The organism is Phreatobacter aquiterrae (assembly GCF_053471285.1).
The window spans coordinates 221,103-239,369 of sequence record NZ_JBJPHW010000003.1 but is presented as its reverse complement, the minus strand read 5'-3'; the positions used below and the strand labels follow the sequence as shown (position 1 = coordinate 239,369).

Sequence of the window (18,267 nt, the reverse complement as noted above, 5' to 3'; positions counted from 1 at the left end):
ATGGAACAGGTCCTCAGATGGCATATCGCGGCGCCGAGGAAAATGGGGCGAACCCATTGCCGGCGATGCGCCAAAGGAACATTGTGCGGTGAACGCACAGACATATGAGCCATCGTGGACCAGCCGGCCCCTCCCTTTCGCCAGATCGACCGCGATCACATGCTCGGCCTTGAGAAGGGCCTCGCCGTCATCGCCTGTTTCGACGGCGGCCACCCGCGGCTGACGATCGCCGACGTCGCCCGCATGACCGGCCTGACGCGCGCCACCGCCCGGCGCTGCCTCATCACCCTCGCCCGCATCGGCTATGCGGAGACGGACGGGCGCTTCTTCACGCTAACGCCGCGCGTCCTGAGGCTTGGCTATGCCTATCTGTCGTCGACGCCGCTCACTGCGGTGCTCCAGAGCGCGCTGGAGCGGCTGAGCGAGGAGATCGGCGAGAGCTCGTCGGCCTCGATCCTCGACGGCCGCGAGATCGTCTATGTGGCGCGGGCCGCCACCAAACGGATCATGTCGGTGGGCCTCGCCATCGGCGCGCGCCTGCCGGCCACCTGCACCTCCATGGGGCGCGTCCTGCTTGCCGCCCTTCCCGAGGACGAGGCGCGCCGGCGCGTCGAGGCTTCCGACCGTCGGGCGCTCACCGCCCGCACCGTGACCGATGCCGGGGCCATCATGGCGCTGATCGCCGCGGCCCGCGCGGACGGCCACGCCATCATCGACCAGGAGTTGGAGGTGGGTCTGACCTCCATCGCCGTGCCGGTGGTCGACCGCGCCGGCCGGACCCTCGCCGCCATCAATGTCGGCACCCAGGCCGCCCGCTTTCCGCCGGACCTGCTGCGGGCCGGGCTCTTGCCGAAGCTGAAGGCCGTTCAGGCGGATCTCGCCCGCATCCTGTGAGAAACCGCCTGCAAGTCCCCGCCAGGCGAAGCCTGTGGGCTGTGCGGGACTTCCGGTTGAAATCCCCGCCCTCACCTGCGAGCGTCGCCGCCGATGCTCGACGCCGCGAAACCCCAGCCCGCCGTGACCCCGCCCGCCGAGGCGGACAGCCGCGTCACGCCGCTGATGGAGCAGTATATCGAGATCAAGACAGCCAATCCGGACTCGCTGCTGTTCTACCGGATGGGCGATTTCTACGAACTGTTCTTCGACGATGCCGTGCAGGCCTCGCGGGCGCTCGGCATCGCGCTGACCAAGCGCGGCAAGCATCTCGGCGAGGACATTCCCATGGCCGGCGTGCCGGTCCATGCGGCGGACGACTATCTCCAGCGCCTCATCCAGCTCGGCTTCAAGGTGGCGGTCTGCGAGCAGATCGAGGACCCGGCGGAGGCGAAGAAGCGCGGCGCGAAGTCGGTGGTGAAGCGCGACGTCGTCCGTCTCGTCACGCCGGGCACCCTGACCGAGGATTCGCTGCTGGAGCCCCGCCGCAGCAACTTCCTGCTCGCGGTCGCCCGCGCCAGGACCTCCGCGGCCGGCATGGCCGATGCCTATGGCCTCGCCTGGGTCGACATCTCGACCGGTGAGTTCCGCGTCGCCGAGACCGATGGCGGTCGCCTCGCCGCCGACATCGCCCGCATCGATCCGCGCGAGATCGTTGTCTCCGACGCGCTCTATGCCGAACCCGCCCTCGCCGAACTCTGGCGCGGATTCAAGGCCGTATCGCCGACGCCGCGCGACGTCTTCGACGGGGCGATTGCCGAGCGTCGACTCTCCGCCTATTTCAACGTCGGCACGCTGGACGGCTTCGGCGCCTTCTCGCGGCTGGAACTGACTGCGGCGGCGGCCGTCACGACCTATGTCGAGCGCACGCAGATCGCCACCCGCGCGCCCCTGTCGCCGCCGGTCCACGAGCCGGCGGGTGCGGCGATGCTCATCGATGCCGCGACGCGCGCCAATCTTGAGCTCGTCCGCACGCTCGGCGGCGAGCGGCAGGGCTCGCTGCTCTCCGCCATCGACCGCACGGTGACGGCGGCCGGCGCACGCCTGCTGGCGGCGCGGCTCGCCAGCCCGCTGACCGATCCGGCGGCGGTCTCCGTCAGGCTCGATGCGGTCGAGGCGCTGGTCGAGGCGCCGGCGTTGCGGGCCGAGGTGCGGTCGCGGCTGCAGAACGCGCCCGACATGGCGCGGGCGCTCACCCGCATCGCCATGGATCGCGGCGGGCCGCGCGATCTCGCGGCCATCGGCCAGGGCCTCGTCGCAGCGGCGAGTCTTGCGGCCCTCATCGGCGACCTCGGCTCAGGCGAACTCGCCGATGCCGCCGTCGGGCTCTCCTGTCCGGATGATGCGCTGCCGGCTCATCTCGCCGCGGCGCTCGCCGACGACCTGCCGCTGATGAAGCGCGACGGCGGCTTCGTGCGCTCCGGCTTCCTCGCAAGCCTCGACGAGACGCGGGCCTTGCGCGACGAGAGCCGCCGCGTCATCGCATCGCTCCAGACCCGTTATGCAGAGGAGACCGGCATCCGGGCGCTGAAGGTCAAGCACAACAACGTGCTCGGCTATTTCGTCGAAGTGGCGCAGCAGCATGGCGAGACCTTCCTGAAGGCGCCCCTGAACGAGACCTTCATCCACCGCCAGACCATGGCCGGGGCCATGCGCTTCTCGACCACCGAGCTCGGCCAGCTCGAGGCGAAGATCGCTGGCGCCGCCGACCGGGCGCTGGGTCTGGAACTGGAAGTCTTCGCCGACCTGACCCGCCGGGTTCTGGAGCGGGCGGAGGACATCCGCACCGCGGCCCATGCGGTCGCCGTGCTCGACGTCGCGGCTTCCAACGCCACCCTTGCGGCGGAGGAGGCCTATTGCCGGCCGCTGGTCGACACTTCGCTCGCCTTCGCCATCCGGCAGGCGCGCCATCCCGTCGTGGAACAGGCGATCCGCGGCCGCACGCCCTTCGTCGCCAATGATTGCGACCTGTCGGGCTCGGACGGCAAGGGCACGGATCCGCGCGGCCGCATCTGGCTCGTCACCGGTCCCAACATGGCCGGCAAGTCGACCTTCCTCCGGCAGAACGCGCTCGTCGCCGTCCTCGCCCAGTCGGGGGCCTTCGTACCGGCCGCCGCCGCCCATATCGGCATCGTCGACCGGCTGTTCTCGCGGGTCGGCGCTGCGGATGACCTCGCCCGCGGCCGGTCCACCTTCATGGTCGAGATGGTCGAGACGGCGGCGATCCTCAACCAGTCGGGGCCGCGCGCACTGGTCATCCTCGACGAGATCGGCCGCGGCACGGCGACCTTCGACGGCCTGTCGATCGCCTGGGCTGCGGTGGAGCACCTGCACGAGACCAACCGCTGCCGGGCGCTGTTCGCCACCCATTTCCACGAGCTCACCGTGCTGTCGCGCCGGCTGGAGCGGCTCTCCAACGCGACGATGCGGGTGAAGGAATGGCGCGGCGACGTCATCTTCCTGCATGAGGTGACGGAGGGCGCCGCCGACCGCTCCTACGGCATCCAGGTTGCGAAGCTGGCCGGGCTTCCCGCCACCGTCGTCGAGCGCGCCAAGCAGGTCCTTGCCGAGCTCGAGGCGACCGACCGGTCCGCGCCGACGCGGCGGATGGTTGACGACCTGCCGCTCTTCGCAGTCGCGCCGCGTCCCGCCGCCGCGCCGCTCCCGCCCGATCCGGCCCTCGACCTTCTCGATGGCATGGACCCTGACGACATGACGCCGCGCGAGGCGCACGAGGCGCTCTATGCGCTGAAGGCGAAACGCGTCAGGACGCCCTGATCCGGTTCAGCGCCAGCAGCAGCGCCGACCAGCACAGGGGAATGGCAAGGCCGAGGATCATGCCGGTCCACACCCGGCCCTGCAGGGCGAAGAGGTGCATGACGAGCAGGTAGCCGGTGAAGCCGAAGATCATGGTCATGCCGTTGATGAAGGCGGCGGCCACCGCGGGGCCGCCGAGGCGCCGGTGCATCAGCAGGATGAAGCTCGAAAAGCTCGCCGGAAAAAGGGCCACGATGCCAGTGGCGGCCGGCCCGACGCGCTCGGAGACCAGGATGACGCCGACCACGACGGAGACGACGATGGCGGCGCGCAGCGGCACGTCGTACCACCGCCGCCGAACCGGCGGCGGCCGGTCGCCCCTGCGCCAGGACCATGTCAGCGCGCCGGCGGCGGCGAAGACGACGAGGTTGAGGACGAGAGCCGAGGCGATGGTCCAGTCGAAGGCCCTGACCGCCAGCACGGCGGCGAGCCAGGCGGCGACCATGCCGGCATAGGCGGCGACGAGGCCGGCGCCGCGGCGGGCGAGGAACGCATAGGCGAGCGCTGCCGGCACGATGGCGACATTGCCGGCAAGGCTCGACAGGGCTGCCTGCGCGATGAAGGCCGCGTCATGGTCGAGGGCGAGGAGCACATAGGCCGGACCCGTCGACACCGGGAGCGCGAGAACCAGGGCTGCGATGAACGGCCGGGTCCGCTCGGCGACCAGCGATGCTGCGACCACGATGATCGCCGTCGTCAGAGCCTTGAGGATGAGAGAGACGATGAACACGGATGCGGGCGCCGGCGGGGATGGGTCCGAGGCTCTACCCGTTTCGTGCGTTTGCAGGCAGCCGTCTCAGTGCAGGACCCGCCCGCCATTGGCGTGCATCTCCGCGACGAGGGCGGCGACGCCCTCCAGATGCGGATTGAAGGCCAGCGCCGCCTCGAAGGCGATCAGGGCCTCGGTCTCGCGGCCGTGCTTCAGGCAGATCTGGGCAAAGCCCGACAACGCGCCGAAATGCCGCGGCTCGCGGGTCAGGGTTTCCATGACGTCACGCACCGCGCGGGCGTCGTCGCCGCGGATGAAATGCAGCGTAGCGCGCTTGTTCCAGGCCTCGGACCATTCGGGGCGGGCATCGACCAGCGCGTCGAGCACCAGTTGCGCGACGTCGTAGTCCTTCAGGGCGATGGCGTTGATCGCCTGCTCCATCGCCTCGTCGGCATAATCGTCCTCGTGATTGGTCCACACGGCCCAGATCAGGTCCTGCAGCTCATAGGCCGGCTGCTGCGGCCGGAACCGCGCCAGATCGCGGAACAGCGCGTCGAGGCGCTTCGGCTGGCCCGGCGCCGGCTTCATGGCGTCGAGCTTCAGCACGAGTTGCAGGCATTCGTCGAAGGCGATCCTCTCGGACACGACAACTCCACCTTGTCCCGGCGGAAACCGGATGGGAACCAGCTTACCCCGGCATCCGCGAAGGGCAAGACATCAGCAGCCTGGCGGCGAATTGCGGCGGATCGTTGCCGCCGCCTCAGGCGGCGTGGGTGGTCGGCGACTGCGCCAGAAGGCCACGCAGCGTGGCCTCGTCACGGGCGGCCCTGAGCTTCTGCGCGTTGGCGGGATCGCGGGTCAGCCGGGCGATGCGGGAGAGGGCCTTCAGGTGGTCGGCGCCGGCGCCCTCCGGCGCGAGCAGCACGAAGACGAGATCGACCGGCTGGCCATCGATGGAATCGAAGTCGACGGGCCGTTCCAGCCGCGCGAAGAGGCCGACCACGCGCTGCAGTTTCGGCAGCTTGCCATGCGGGATGGCGATGCCGCCGCCGGCGCCGGTCGAACCGAGGTTCTCGCGCTCCACGAGGGTGTGGAAGATCTCCTGCGCCGGGCGGCCGGTCAACTGGCCGGCATGGGCGGCGATTTCCTGGAGCAGGTGCTTTTTCGATTCCGCCCGCAGGGCGGGGATGATCGCGCCTTCGGCAATGATGTCAGGAAGCGGCATGGGCTGGCTTCTCGAAAAAGGTGCGGTCCGATTCGTCAGGTCCGCCACTAATCTCCATGCAATGACGGTGCCATGACGGGTTCAGGCGGAGCCATTCGACACGGCTGGCGGATCGATCCAGCCCACATGGCCATCGGCGCGCCTGTAAACCACATTCACGCGGCCGTGAACAGCATGGAGGAAGACCAGAGCGGAAGCGCCCGTTACATCCAGTTCCAGAACCGCGTCGGCGACCGTCATGCGCTTCAGCGACGTGGTCTGCTCGGCGATGATGACCGGCTCGAAGGCGCCCTCCGCCTCGTCGTCCGGCGTTTCCCGCGGCGATTCGATGACCACATAGGGCGTCTCGACGCCGATCTGCTGGGTGTGGTGCCCGGACTTGTCCTTGAGCCGGCGCGCATAGCGCCTCAGCCGCTTCTCGATCTTGTCGACGCCAAGGTCGCACGCGACATAGGCATCGGCCGCGAAGGCCTCGGCCTGAAGAGTCGCTCCGGTGGGCAGATGCAGGGCGGCGATGGTGCGGAAGCCGTGGGCTTCCTTCTCGACGGTCACGTGACCGGATACCCGCCCGTCCAGATATCGCTGTGATGCGTCTCCGACACGTCCTGCGATCCGTTCGCGCAAAGCCTCGCCGATGTCGAGGTTCTTGCCGGAAATGCGCAGAGCCATGGGGCTCCTCCGATGTTCTGTTCGTGTTCAGCACCGCCGAATGGCGGGGCTCCGAAGCCGTCTTCTTATGCTCCATGGGGTAAGGACTGCATGGGGACAAGTCAATGCGACCACCGGTCCTTCCCATGCTGCACTTGCGTCGGCAACCGATGTCGGGCACCGCTGGAGGGCCGCACCGGGTGACCGCAATCCTCGACGGAGGCGCCGCTGGATGACACGCGACAGGGAGCTGTTCGAAAAGTCCTCCGGGAGCCGGTTCGCGCTGCCGGTCTGGCTGGATCGCGCCCTCTCGTGGGGTGTTGTCACGCATGACCCGGAGGTGGCGCGCCGCCAGCGACTGACCAATGTGGCGACCTACGCGACCATGGCCAATGCCGGCTCGCATCTCGTGTCGAATGCCCTCCACGACCTCACGGGCATGATGGTCATTCACATCTACAATGCGCTGGTGGTGCTGGCGGTGATGGGCGTTCCGCGGCTGCACCGCCGCGGCCCGCATGCCGGCGCCATGGCGCTCCTGGCGCTGATCACCCTCGGCAACACCTTCGTGGCCGTCATGATGGGGCGGGACAGCAGCCTGCAGGTCTATTTCACGTTCATGCCCGCCGGCATCATGCTGCTGGTCGGTGTGGAGAACCGGCGCATATGGCTGCCCTTCGTGGTCGCCGCCGCGGGCGCCCTGCTGGCGACCCTCTATCTGTTTCCAGCCGAGGGGTTCGTGGTGCGCGGCGACACGGTCATCCGCCGGTCGCTGGCCAGCCACGCCATGATCAATGCGATGCTGGTCAACGGCGTGCTGATCTTCTACGCGCTGACGGTCCTCCGTCGCGCCGAGGCCGATCTCAAGCAGGCGCTCGGCCGCTCGGACTCGCTGCTCTCCATCCTCATGCCGAAGCCGATCGCCGAGCGACTGAAGGGCGATCCGGAGCGACCCATCGCCGACCGGCTTGACGACGTCACCATCCTGTTCGCGGACCTCGTCGGCTTCAGCGAGGCGGCGCATGACCAGCCGCCGGAGGATGTCGTCGCCTGGCTCGACGGGCTGGCGCGGGCCTGGGACGAGGCCTGCGAGGCCGAGGGCATCGAGAAGATCAAGACGATCGGCGACAGCTACATGGCCGCGTCGGGCATCGGCGAGAAGCGCGGCGATGCGACGCTGCGCATGGGGCGCTTCGCCCTCGCCATGATCGCGCGCCTCGAGGTGCATCCGCCGCTCGGCGGCCGGCGGCTGGCGCTGCGCGTCGGCATCCACCGCGGCTCCGCCACCGCCGGCGTCATCGGGCGCTCGCGCATGGGCTACGACCTGTGGGGCGATGCCGTGAACACGGCATCGCGCATGGAATCGACCGGGTCGCCCGGTCGCATCCATGTGAGCGAGGCGTTCCGCAGCGCCGCGGGCGAGGCCTTCCTGTTCGAGGACCGTGGTCTGGTCGAGGCCAAGGGCATCGGCCCGATCCGGACCGCGTTTCTTCTCGGCCCGGCGGCGTGACGCCTTATCCGGCGGCCTGCTCGATCGCAGCCGGACGCTCGATGCAGTAGTAGCCAGCCAGCCGGCTGACATCGCCCTTGCGCAGCCAGTCGTTGAGAACGCGGCTCGCGGTCTCGCGTGACACACCGGCCATGGCCGCGATGTCGCTCTGGCTCAGTTTGACCTTGATGAGCGTCCGCCCCGGCCCCACCGGCTGGCCGAAACCTTCCGCAAGGGCCACCAGGGCAACCGCAACGCGGCCCTTCACCGGCATGAAATTGGAGCTGGCGAGCGCCAGATTGGTGTCACGCAGGCGGCCGGCGAGCAGGGCCGCCACCATCCGCATGCTGGCGAGATCACCCGCCACGAGGTCGTCGAAGACGGCGCGCGAGATGAAGCGCAGCCTGGAGGCCCTCAGCGCCGCGACGGAGGCCGAGCGCGGCCGGCCGTCGATGAGCGAGAGTTCCCCGACCACCGTGCCGGGCCGCAGGATGGCGAGGATGCGGTTGATCCCCGATTCCGACGCCATCTCCACCTTGAGAATGCCCTCGTCGATCATGTAGCAGCCGTCGCCGGGGTCGCCGGCGATAAACAGCGTCTGGTCGGGATTGAGCTTCACCGGCGTCGCGCGGGCGACGAGCCGGGCCGTGACATCGGCCGGCAGGGCCGAGAAGAACTCGGGTCGTCGGGGCGGTTCCGGTTTCATGCCGCGAGGCTACAGCGTGGTTCGCCCGTGGCAAGGGCCGGCGCGGCGAGCGTGGGCGGCCGGATGGCCACCCACGCCGCGGACCGGAGGGCGTCAGATCCCGGCGGCAACCGTCGCGCCATGATGCGGCAGGTGCCATGCCGCGGGCGGCGGAGCCGGGCGCCCCTCCGGAGCCGGAGGGAGCAGGTCCTGGAAAGGTCCTGCGAGCGAAAGGGCAGGCGGAGGGCCTCGCCCACCGCCTGCCGTCATGTCTGGCGGTCAGTTGCAGACCTGAACGCGCCGGTAGATGCCGTAGGCCGGGTCGAACTGGCGAACCCAGCCGCAGGCGACGATCGGCGCGCCGATCGCGACGCCGTAGCCGAAGTGGCGGTGACGCCAGTGGCGGTGACCGTGGTGCCAGGGGCGGTGGAACCCGCCGTGGCGATGGAAGCCGCGATGGCCGTGGAAGCCGCCGCGGAAGCCGCCCATGCCGCCGCCGCGGAAACCGCCGCCGCCGCCTCCGCCGTGGAAGCCGCCGCCTCCGCCTCCGCCGTGGAAGCCGCCGCCTCCGCCTCGCCCGCCACGGGCCTCGACCTCGGTCATGGCGAAGCCGACGGTGCCGACGATGGCGAGGGCGGCGGCGGCGAGGATCCTGGTGCGCGTGCTGGTCATGAAACTCTCCTGGTGGTTTGGCCGAAGCCCGATTGCTTTCGGTGATCGGACAGTCGCAGGAGAGAGGGTGCCGTGATGTGATCGCCGTCACGCTTCGGACGTTTGCCGGCAGCGGGCGTCAGCGGTCGGGAACGAAGGGCGTTCCGAGTGCGGCAGGCGTCTGACTGCCGCCCCGACGCCCCAGGCTGATGGCGACCAGGACGAGGATGGTCGCGACATAGGGCAGTGCCGACATGGCCTGGCTGGGGACGCCCCAGCCGCGCGCTTGGGCGTGGAGTTGCAGCACCGTGACCCCGCCGAAGAGATAGGCGCCGATGACGGCCCTCAGCGGCAGCCAGCTCGCGAAGACGACGATGGCGAGCGCGATCCAGCCGCGCCCGGCCGTCATGCCGGGCGACCAGAAGGGCGTATAGGCGAGCGACAGATAGGCTCCTGCAAGGCCGGCGCAACCGCCGCCGAACAGCACGGCGAGGAAGCGGATCCTCAGCACCGGATAGCCGAGCGCATGGGCTGAGGCATGGCTCTCCCCGACAGCCCGGAGCACCAGCCCGGCGCGGCTCTTCCACAGAAACCACCAGACGCCGACGGCAAGAAGCACCGAGGCATAGACGACCGGATCCTGGGCGAAGACGACCTTGCCCACGATCGGCAGGTCGGAGAGCCAGGGCACGACGATCTTCGCCATCGGGTCGCGCCGGGCGCCGACGAAATCGCGACCGATCAGGCCGGAGACGCCGATGCCGAGGATGGTCAGGGCAAGGCCCGTCGCCACCTGGTTGGCGGCCAGTCCGAGGGCAAGCACGGCAAAGACGGCGGCGAGGATCATGCCCGCCGCGATGCCGGCGAGGACGCCGACCAGCGTCGAGCCGGTGAGAACGGCAGCGGCAAAGCCGGTGGCGGCTCCGACGATCATCATGCCCTCGACGCCGAGGTTCAGGACGCCCGCGCGCTCGACCACGAGTTCGCCGAGGGCGGCGATGAGCAGCGGCGTCGCGGCGGTAATGATGGTGAGGAGGATCGCCTCGGTCATGCCCATCAGGCAGCCCTCGCGGAGGACACGAGGCGCAGCCGGTAGAGAAGGAACGTGTCGCAGCCGAGCACAAAGAAGAGCAGGAGCCCCTGGAAGACGCGGGTCACGTCGAGGGGAATGCGCATGGCGATCTGCGCGTTCTCGCCGCCGATGAAGGTGAGCGCGAGGAAGAGGGCGGCGACCAGCGCGCCGAGCGGGTTCAGACGGCCGAGGAAGGCGACGATGATGGCGGTGAAGCCGTAGCCGGGCGAGATGGAGGGCTGGAGCTGGCCGATTGGTCCCGCAACCTCGATGATGCCGGCCAGCCCGGCGAGCCCGCCCGACACGGCGAAGACGAAGAGTGTCGTCTTCGCGGGGTCGAAGCCGGCAAAACGGGCGGCGCGCGGCGCCTCGCCGACGAGGCGGATCTCGAAGCCCTTGAGCGTGCGCGCCATCATCAGCGCTGCGACAAGCGCCACCGCCACGGCGATCAGGAAGCCGGCATGCATGCGGCCGGCCTCGAAGAGCAGTGGCATGGTGGCTTCCGGCTCGAAATTCACCGACTGCGGGAAGTTGAAACCCTTGGGGTCGCGCCAGCGTCCGCGCACCAGATAGTCGAGCACGAGTTCGGCGACATAGACCAGCATCAGGCTGGTCAGGATCTCGTTGACCCCGAGCCGCGCCTTGAGAAGCGCCGGGATCAGCGCCCAGGCCATGCCGCCGAGAACGCCGAGGGCGAGCATGGCCGGCAGCACCCAGGGGCCGTTCGGTGTGCCGTGGGTGGCGAGCGCCAGCCAGGAGCCGAAGACGGCGCCCATGACGAGCTGGCCCTCGGCGCCGATGTTCCAGGTGTTGGCGCGGTAGCAGAGCGTCAGGCCGACGGAGATCAGGACCAGCGGCGTCGCCTTGACGGCGAGCTCCTGCAATGCCCATCCGTCGCTCAAGGGGTCGATGAAGAACACCTTCAGCGCCGCAAGCGGGTTCTTGCCGAGCAGGGCGAAGAGGATGGCGCCGGCAACCAGCGTCAGCGCCACCGCCGCCAGAGGCGAGGCGAGCGAGAGCCAGGCCGGGCGTTCGTCGCGGCGTTCGAGGATGAGCCTCATGCGAGCGCCCCGTGGATGCCGCCCATCATCAGGCCGACGGTCTCCCTGTCGAGGTCGGCGGTCGGCTTCGCCGCGCTGAGCCGCCCTTCGGAGATGACGGTGAGCCGGTCGGCGAGTGCGAAAAGCTCGTCGAGGTCCTGGCTGATGGCGAGGACCCCAGCCCCGCGCGCCGCAAGGTCGATCAGGGCCTGTCGGATGGTCGCCGCGGCCGCGGCATCCACGCCCCAGGTCGGCTGCGCAACGACCAGCAGCGAGGGGTCGCGCAGAATCTCGCGTCCGATCACGAATTTCTGGAGGTTGCCGCCGGACAGCGCCTGCGCCTCCGGGTTCTCGCCGCTCATCCTGACGTCGAAGGCCTTCACGACCCGCCGGACCCAGGCCGAGACGGCGGCGCCGTCGATCAGTCCGCGCCGGAGGAAGCCGTTCGTCGCATGGCCCGAGAGTAGGGTGTTCTCGGTCAACGCGAAGCGCGGGGCGCAGGCATGGCCGAGCCGCTTCTCCGGCACGAAGGCGGCGCCCATCCTGCGGCGGGCGGTGATGCCGAGCCCGCCGACCGGGCGGCCGTCGATGGTCACAGCCTCGGGGGCGCTCGCCTGTTCCCCCGACAGGGCGGCGAAGAGCTCGTCCTGGCCGTTGCCGGCGATCCCGGCGATGCCGACGATCTCGCCGGAGCGCACGGTCAGCGCGATGTCCTTCAACGTCGTGCCGTGGGTGTCGGCCGAGGCCAGCGACAGGCCCCGCACCACCAGCCGGTCGGGGCCGGTCACGTGGGCCTTGGCGCGCACCTCCTTCACCTCCGTGCCGACCATGAGGCGGGCAAGGCTCGCCGCCGTCTCCGCGCGGGGACTGGCGGCCGCTACCACCTTGCCGAGGCGCAGGATGGTGGCCCGGTCGCAGAGCCGGCGCACCTCGTCCAGCTTGTGCGAGATGTAGAGGATGCTGCGGCCTTCCGCCTTCAGCGTCTCGAGCGTGATGAACAGACGGTCCGCCTCCTGCGGGGTCAGCACCGAAGTCGGCTCGTCGAGGATGAGCAGCTTCGGGTTCTGCAGCAGGGCGCGGACGATCTCAATGCGCTGCCGCTCGCCGACCGACAGCCGCCACACCTCGCGCTTTGGCTCCAGCGGCAGTCCATAGGCGCGCGACAGGCGCGCAACGTCCTGTTCGATGGCCGCCATGGGCGTGCCCGCGGGCAGCGACAGGGCGACGTTCTCGGCCACTGTCAGTGCCTCGAACAGCGAGAAATGCTGGAACACCATGCCGATGCCGAGCCGCCGGGCCTCGGCCGGGCTGGCGATGGTGACCGGCCGGCCCTCCCAGGCGATGCTGCCCTCCGAGGGTTGCAGCAGGCCGTAGAGGATCTTCACAAGCGTCGACTTGCCGGCGCCGTTCTCGCCCAGCAGGGCATGGATCTCGGCGGGGGCGACGGAGAGGTCGACATGGTCGTTGGCAAGAAGCGCGCCGAAGCGCCGGACGATGCCCCGCGCCTCCAGCAGCGGCGCCATCAATAGACGACCTTGTCACACTTGGCGGCCCATTCAAGGAAGACGCCGCGCGCCTCCGCGGAAGGCTGGTGGTCCATCCGCGCCATGGTGATGGCCGGGGCGCGCTTCATCTCCTCGTAGAAGGGCGCGTCGTCGAAGCCGATGGCGGCCGCGTCTTCGCGGGTATTGGCATAGACGATGCGGTCGAGCCGGGCCCAGAGCGCCGAGGAGAGGCACATGGGGCAGGGCTCGCAGCTCGAATAGAGCGTCGCGCCCCTGAGGTCGAAGCGGTTCAGCGCCGTGCAGGCGCGGCGGATGGCGACGACCTCGGCATGGGCGGTCGGGTCGTTGGTGGAGGTGACCTGGTTCCAGCCCTCGGCCACCACCTTGCCGTCCATCACGACGACGGCGCCGAAGGGTCCGCCGTGGCCGGCCTGCATGTGGGTTCGCGACAGGACGACTGTGCGGGCGATGAACAGGCTGTCGAGATCGGCGCTCATGACGCGATCTCACGCGGGCGGCGGAGCGAAGTCAATTCGTGGGATCGTTTGAGTGCGTTGGAGCCCTGCACAGCGTGAAGTGCGTCCTTCGAGGCTCGCCTTGCAGGCTCGCACCTCGGGATGAGGGCGGTGGAGACCGGCATCGGCCCTCTCGACGGGACAGCGGTATTGCAAAGCGCTTCCTTCCTCATCCTGAGGTGCGAGCACAGCGAGCCTCGAAGGACGCACTTGGCTGCTGCAGCCGAAATCAACCCGGAAGGCGTGCCTCCGCGCCCGCCAGCCTGCCCTTTCAGAGCACCCCGCCCTCGCGCATCGCGGCGATCTCGGCCTCCGAATAGCCGGCCGCCTTCAGCACGTCCTCCGTATGCTCGCCGAGCCTTGCCCCCGTCCAGCGGATGGCGCCGGGGGTGCGGGTGAGCTTCGGCACGATGCCCTGCATCAGCATGCGGCCGAAGTCCGGGGTGTCGACCTCCATCACCATGTCGCGGGCGCGGAAATGCGGATCGGCGGCCACAGCCGCCGCGTCGTTGACGCCGCCCGCCGGAACCGAGGCGCCGTCGAGAAGCGCGAGCAGTTCGTCGCGCGGCTTCGTGCTCGTCCAGTCGCCGATGATGCGGTCAATCTCGGTCTGGTTGTCCGGATGGCCGCGCGCGCCGTGGGTCGAGAAGCGCGGGTCGTCCATGAGGAAATCCATGCCCATGACGGCGAACAGCCGCTTGCAGATCGTGTCGGCATTGGCGCCGATGACGATGTGGTGCCCGTCGAGGGTCGGATAGATGTTGGAGGGGGCAAAGCCCGGCGACGTCAGTCCGGTGCGGCCGCGCACATGGCCCGTCACCGAATATTCCGAGATCACCCCCTCGATGGAGGCAAGGATCGCATCGGTGAGGCCGACGTCGATCACCTGCCCCCGTCCGTCGCGCGTGCGCTGGTGGAGCGCCGCGAGAATGCCGAAGGCGGTGTAGATGCCGGCCAGCGTGTCGCCGATGGACAGGCCCGTTCGGGTCGGCAGCCGGTCCGGATAGCCGTTGATGGTGCGCATGCCGCCCATAGCTTCGGCGACGGCGGCGAAGCCAGCCTTCTCGGCATAGGGGCCGTACTGGCCGTAGCCCGAGACGCGGGCGATGATCAGCTTCGGATTGATGGCGTGCAGCGCCTCGACGGTCAGGCCCCATTTCTCCAGCGTGCCGGGCCGGAAGTTCTCCAGCAGCACGTCGGCATCCTTCAGGAGCCGGCGCAGGATGTCCTGCCCCTGGCTCTTCCTGAGGTCGATGGTGACGCTCTTCTTGTTGCGGCCGATGACCGGCCACCAGACGGAGGCGCCGTCCTTCTTGGCAAAGCCCCACTGCCGCATCGGGTCGCCCTTGCCGGGGTCCTCGAACTTCACGAGATCGGCGCCCATGTCGGCGAGGAGCTGGCCGCAATAGGGCCCGGCGATGAAGGAGCCGAGCTCGATCACCCGGATGTCCGAGAGGGGGCCGGCGGTCGCAGGTTCGGTTGAAGCGGTCATGGCAGGGTCTCTCGCGGCGATGCCGGAGACCTAGCCGCGACCGGGCCGTCGGGCAATGTGCGACCGGCAGGGCACCCGTGCCGTCAGTGCGTCGTCTTGCGGCTGGTTTCCAGGTGCCGCGACCAGCGCGACAGGCCAAAGCAGATGATCCAGTAGATCATGCCGGCAAAGGCATAGGCCTCCATGTTCATGCCGACCCAGGCGGGATCGGCGAGCGAGGCCTGGGCGATGCCGAGCAGGTCGAAGATCGAGACGATGGAGACGAGCGAGGTGTTCTTCACCAGGGCGATGAACTCGTTGGTCATGGCCGGCATGGAGATGCGCAGCGCCTGCGGCAGGACGATGAGGCCCGTGGTCTGCCAGTAGCCGAGCCCCTGCGCCGCCGCGGCCTCCCACTGGCCCTTGGGGATGGCCTGCAGGCCGCCGCGCACGGCTTCGGCCATGTAGGCGGCGATGACGAAGGCAAGGCCCACCAGGGCGCGAATGAGCCGGTCGACATCCCAGCCCGCCGGCATGACCAGCGGCAGCAGGAGCGAGGCGAGGAAGATCACCGTGATGATAGGCACGCCGCGCCAGAACTCGATGAAGATGGTCGCGACGAGCCTGATGACCGGAAGCTCGGACTGGCGGCCGAGGGCCAGGAGGATGCCGAGGGGAACGGCCAGCACGCCGGCATAGATCGACAGGAAGACGGTCAGCATCAGCCCGCCCCACTGGCGCGTCTCGACCCGCGGCAGGCCGATGCCGCCGGCCAGCAGCCAGGCGCCGACGACGAGGAGTGCGGCCCAGAGCAGCGGCACCGTCAGCGCGCGGCGCGGCAGGGCCGGCCAGAACGAGGCGAGGACGGTTCCGATCAGCAGCAGCCCGGCGAGGTTGACGCGCCAGCGTTCGGCCGGCGGATAGAAGCCATACATGAACTGGCCGAAGCGGGCCTTGACGAAGACCCAGCAGGCGCCGCCGCTGGTGCAGTCGGCCCGCGTCGTGCCGGCGATGTCGGCGTTCCAGACGGCCCAGCGCAGGATCGGCACGGCCATGGCGACGATGGCCGCCATGCAGACGAGCGAGACGAGGGTGTTGAGCGCCGTCGAGAAATAGTCGGCCTTGAGGCGGCGCAGGAGCGAGGCGCGGACCGGCATGACGCCGAGAGTGCTGGCGGGGGCTGTCATCGCGTCACCAGCCGCGTCTTCGCGTTGTACCAGTTCATGAAGCCGGACACGGCAAGTCCGAGGGCCAGGTAGATCGCCAGCGTGATGGCGATGATCTCGATCGCCTGTCCGGTATTGGTCAGCGCCGAGCCGACGAAGACGCTGACGAGTTCGGGAAAGGCGATGGCGGCGCCGAAGGAGGAGTTCTTCAGGACGTTGAGATACTGGCTCGTCAGCGGCGGGATCATCACCCGCATGGCCTGCGGGATGACGACGAGGCTGAGCGCCCGGTTGGGCCTGAGGCCCAGCGCATAGGCGGCCTCCCACTGGCCCTTCACCACGGACTGGATTCCGCCGCGCACGATCTCGGCGATGAAGCCGGCGGTGTAGGTGGTGAGCGCCGCGAACAGCGCCACGAACTCCGGCACCAGCACGAAGCCGCCGCGGAAGTTGAAGCCGCGCAGGGCCGGCACGTCCCAGGCGCTCAGGGCCGCGGCGATGCCGAAGGCCGCTGCAGGCAGGGCGACGAGCAGGGCAAGGCCCGTGGCCCAGACCGGGAAGATGATCCCGGTGGCGTCGCGCCGGCGCTTCGCCCAGATCGCGATGGCGGCCTGTGCCACCATCCCCGCCAGCACGACGAGCGCGGCGATGCGGAAGGCCGAGCCGTCGGTCGGCACGGGGATCGTCAGGCCGCGATTGTTGAGGAAGGCGACCGAGAAGATGCCGATGGACTGGCGCGGTCCGGGCAGCGCGGCGATGACGCCGAAATACCAGAACAGCACGAAGAACAGCAGCGGGATGTTGCGGACGAACTCGATATAGGCGCCGGCGAGGCCCGACAGCAGCTTGTTGGTCGACAGCCGGGCGATGCCGACGACAAAGCCGAGAAGCGTCGCCGCGATCACCGCGACGAAGGTGATGACGAGAGTGTTGGCGACGCCGACCCAGAGCAGCGCCAGGATGTTGGAGGCCGGCGTGTAGTTCGTCAGCACGAAGGACACGTCGATGCCCGACGTGCGCCACAGGAAATCGAAGCCGGAGGCCATGCCGGCATTGACCATGTTCTGCGAGGCGTTGCGCACGATGAGGACGATCGCGCCGGCAAGACCGAGCAACAGGGCCGCCTGCCAAAAGATCTCGCGCACGCGCTTGTCGTAGAAGTAGCGGGTCACGTCACCGGGCCGGGCAGCTGGGAGGGAACGTGGCCTCCCGCCGGAGCGGGAGGCCTGTCAGGAGCGGCTCAGGCAGCGGTCCTCACTGGAACGGCGGCGTGAACAGCAGTCCGCCGCGGGTCCACAGGGCGTTCTGCCCGCGCTCCAGGCCGAGCGGCGATCCCTTGCCGACGGTGCGCTCGTAGCTTTCGGCATAGTTGCCGACCTGCTTGATGACGTTGAACATCCACTCGTTCGGCACGCCGAGCATGGCGCCGAAATTGCCGTCGGCGCCGAGCAGGCGGCGGATCTCGGCATTCTTCGAATTGGCGCGCATGTCGTCGACATTCTTGCTTGTCACGCCGAGATACTCCGCGGCGATCATGCCGTTCAGAACCCAGCGCACCACGGCCTGCCAGCGCTCGTCGCCCCAGCGGGTGACCGGACCCTGCGGGTCGTTCGAGATGGTCTCGGTCATGATGAAATGCTCGCCCGGCGTCTTCAGCTTGATGCGCTGGCCGGCGAGCGCGCCGACGCCTGCGGTGTAGCTGTCGCAGCGGCCGGCATCATAGGCGGCGATGGCGTCGTCGTTCTTCTGGAAGTTGATGATCGAGACCTTGATGTTGCGCTCGCGGAAATAGTCGGCGGCGGTGCGCTCCTCCGTCGAGCCGGCAGCGACGCAGATCGAGGCGTTCTCGAGATCGGTGGGCTTCTTGGCGCCCGAGGCGGTGCGCACGATGAAGGTCTGGCCCTCGTAGAAATTGATGCCCTGGAAGTTCACGCCGAGGGTGGCGTTGCGCGAGTAGGTGATGGTGGTGTTGCGCGACAGGAGGTCGACCTGGCTCGACTGCAGCACCGGCCAGCGCTGCTGCACGGAGGTAGGCGTATAGCGGACCTTGTTGGCATCGCCGAGCACGGCGGCGGCCACCGCGCGGCAGAAGTCGACGTCGAGGCCGGTCCACTCGCCCTTGTCGTTGGCAAACGAGAAGCCGGGGATGCCGAGATGGACGCCGCACTCCAGGTGGCCGCGGGCGCGGATCGCGTCGAGGGTCGGCGAGGGGGCGAGCTGCTGGGCGGCGGCAGCGCCGGCGCCGAGCGCGAGGATGGCGGCAGCGAGGGCGCCGCGGGACAGGGTGGTCATGGGACGGACTCCATCAGAACTCCGGCCGAAGGGACTGCCGGAGAATAAC

17 protein-coding genes are annotated in these 18,267 nt (G+C 69.2%); 3 read left to right on the top strand and 14 right to left on the bottom strand.

All coding sequences use genetic code 11. The features are described from left to right. Window positions 1–114: 114 nt before the first annotated feature. Window positions 115–894 (top strand): IclR family transcriptional regulator domain-containing protein, encoded by a 780-nt coding sequence (locus tag ACJ4V0_RS06225; protein WP_448298696.1) that lies wholly within the window; start codon window positions 115–117, stop codon window positions 892–894. 93 nt (window positions 895–987) lie between these two features. Then, a complete protein-coding gene (mutS, locus tag ACJ4V0_RS06220) occupies window positions 988–3,711 on the top strand; it encodes a DNA mismatch repair protein MutS (protein WP_448298695.1) in 2,724 nt (907 codons plus the stop codon). Here the strand turns inward: mutS and ACJ4V0_RS06215 are convergent. From ACJ4V0_RS06215 to hpf, 4 genes are all read right to left on the bottom strand, one after another. Continuing rightward, complete coding sequence (locus ACJ4V0_RS06215; protein ID WP_448298694.1) at window positions 3,698–4,480, bottom strand: hypothetical protein; 783 nt, start codon at window positions 4,478–4,480, stop codon at window positions 3,698–3,700. The two genes, mutS and ACJ4V0_RS06215, sit on opposite strands and share 14 nt — an antisense overlap. Before the next feature lie 66 nt (window positions 4,481–4,546). Then, on the bottom strand, window positions 4,547–5,104 hold the full coding sequence (locus ACJ4V0_RS06210; RefSeq protein WP_448298693.1) for a tetratricopeptide repeat protein: 558 nt from the start codon (window positions 5,102–5,104) through the stop codon (window positions 4,547–4,549). Between the two features lie 115 nt (window positions 5,105–5,219). Next, window positions 5,220–5,684 (bottom strand): PTS IIA-like nitrogen regulatory protein PtsN, encoded by a 465-nt coding sequence (gene ptsN / locus ACJ4V0_RS06205; RefSeq protein ID WP_448298692.1) that lies wholly within the window; start codon window positions 5,682–5,684, stop codon window positions 5,220–5,222. Window positions 5,685–5,765: 81 nt separating this feature from the next. Beyond that, window positions 5,766–6,353, bottom strand: coding sequence for a ribosome hibernation-promoting factor, HPF/YfiA family (hpf, locus tag ACJ4V0_RS06200; protein ID WP_448298691.1), 588 nt, complete (start codon window positions 6,351–6,353; stop codon window positions 5,766–5,768). Window positions 6,354–6,564: 211 nt separating this feature from the next. Here hpf and ACJ4V0_RS06195 point away from each other — a divergent pair, with 211 nt between their 5' ends. After that, window positions 6,565–7,842 (top strand): adenylate/guanylate cyclase domain-containing protein, encoded by a 1,278-nt coding sequence (locus ACJ4V0_RS06195; protein ID WP_448298690.1) that lies wholly within the window; start codon window positions 6,565–6,567, stop codon window positions 7,840–7,842. A 4-nt stretch (window positions 7,843–7,846) separates the two neighbouring features. Here ACJ4V0_RS06195 and ACJ4V0_RS06190 read toward each other — a convergent pair whose 3' ends face one another. The 10 genes from ACJ4V0_RS06190 to ACJ4V0_RS06145 form a co-directional block, all read right to left on the bottom strand. After that, complete coding sequence (locus ACJ4V0_RS06190; RefSeq protein WP_448298689.1) at window positions 7,847–8,527, bottom strand: Crp/Fnr family transcriptional regulator; 681 nt, start codon at window positions 8,525–8,527, stop codon at window positions 7,847–7,849. Between the two features lie 258 nt (window positions 8,528–8,785). Then, window positions 8,786–9,178, bottom strand: coding sequence for a hypothetical protein (locus ACJ4V0_RS06185; protein WP_448298688.1), 393 nt, complete (start codon window positions 9,176–9,178; stop codon window positions 8,786–8,788). A 118-nt stretch (window positions 9,179–9,296) separates the two neighbouring features. Further along, window positions 9,297–10,214: an ABC transporter permease gene (locus tag ACJ4V0_RS06180; RefSeq protein WP_448298687.1), complete on the bottom strand. Its 918-nt coding sequence runs from the start codon at window positions 10,212–10,214 to the stop codon at window positions 9,297–9,299. Beyond that, window positions 10,214–11,290, bottom strand: coding sequence for an ABC transporter permease (locus ACJ4V0_RS06175; RefSeq protein ID WP_448298686.1), 1,077 nt, complete (start codon window positions 11,288–11,290; stop codon window positions 10,214–10,216). The genes ACJ4V0_RS06180 and ACJ4V0_RS06175 overlap by 1 nt, the downstream gene beginning before the upstream one ends. Beyond that, the gene (locus ACJ4V0_RS06170; RefSeq protein ID WP_448298685.1) at window positions 11,287–12,792 is read right to left on the bottom strand and encodes an ABC transporter ATP-binding protein; all 1,506 of its coding nucleotides are present in this window, start codon (window positions 12,790–12,792) and stop codon (window positions 11,287–11,289) included. The genes ACJ4V0_RS06175 and ACJ4V0_RS06170 overlap by 4 nt, the downstream gene beginning before the upstream one ends. Continuing rightward, window positions 12,792–13,271, bottom strand: a complete 480-nt coding sequence (locus ACJ4V0_RS06165) for a nucleoside deaminase (RefSeq protein WP_448298684.1) — start codon at window positions 13,269–13,271, stop codon at window positions 12,792–12,794. The genes ACJ4V0_RS06170 and ACJ4V0_RS06165 overlap by 1 nt, the downstream gene beginning before the upstream one ends. A gap of 289 nt (window positions 13,272–13,560) precedes the next feature. Then, on the bottom strand, window positions 13,561–14,781 hold the full coding sequence (locus ACJ4V0_RS06160) for a CaiB/BaiF CoA transferase family protein (RefSeq protein ID WP_448298683.1): 1,221 nt from the start codon (window positions 14,779–14,781) through the stop codon (window positions 13,561–13,563). A gap of 83 nt (window positions 14,782–14,864) precedes the next feature. Beyond that, window positions 14,865–15,947, bottom strand: coding sequence for an amino acid ABC transporter permease (locus ACJ4V0_RS06155; protein ID WP_448298682.1), 1,083 nt, complete (start codon window positions 15,945–15,947; stop codon window positions 14,865–14,867). After that, window positions 15,944–17,098, bottom strand: coding sequence for an amino acid ABC transporter permease (locus ACJ4V0_RS06150; RefSeq protein WP_448298681.1), 1,155 nt, complete (start codon window positions 17,096–17,098; stop codon window positions 15,944–15,946). Before ACJ4V0_RS06150 ends, ACJ4V0_RS06155 begins: the two co-directional genes overlap by 4 nt. An 82-nt stretch (window positions 17,099–17,180) precedes the next feature. After that, a complete protein-coding gene (locus ACJ4V0_RS06145) occupies window positions 17,181–18,218 on the bottom strand; it encodes an amino acid ABC transporter substrate-binding protein (RefSeq protein WP_448298680.1) in 1,038 nt (345 codons plus the stop codon). Window positions 18,219–18,267: the final 49 nt, after the last annotated feature.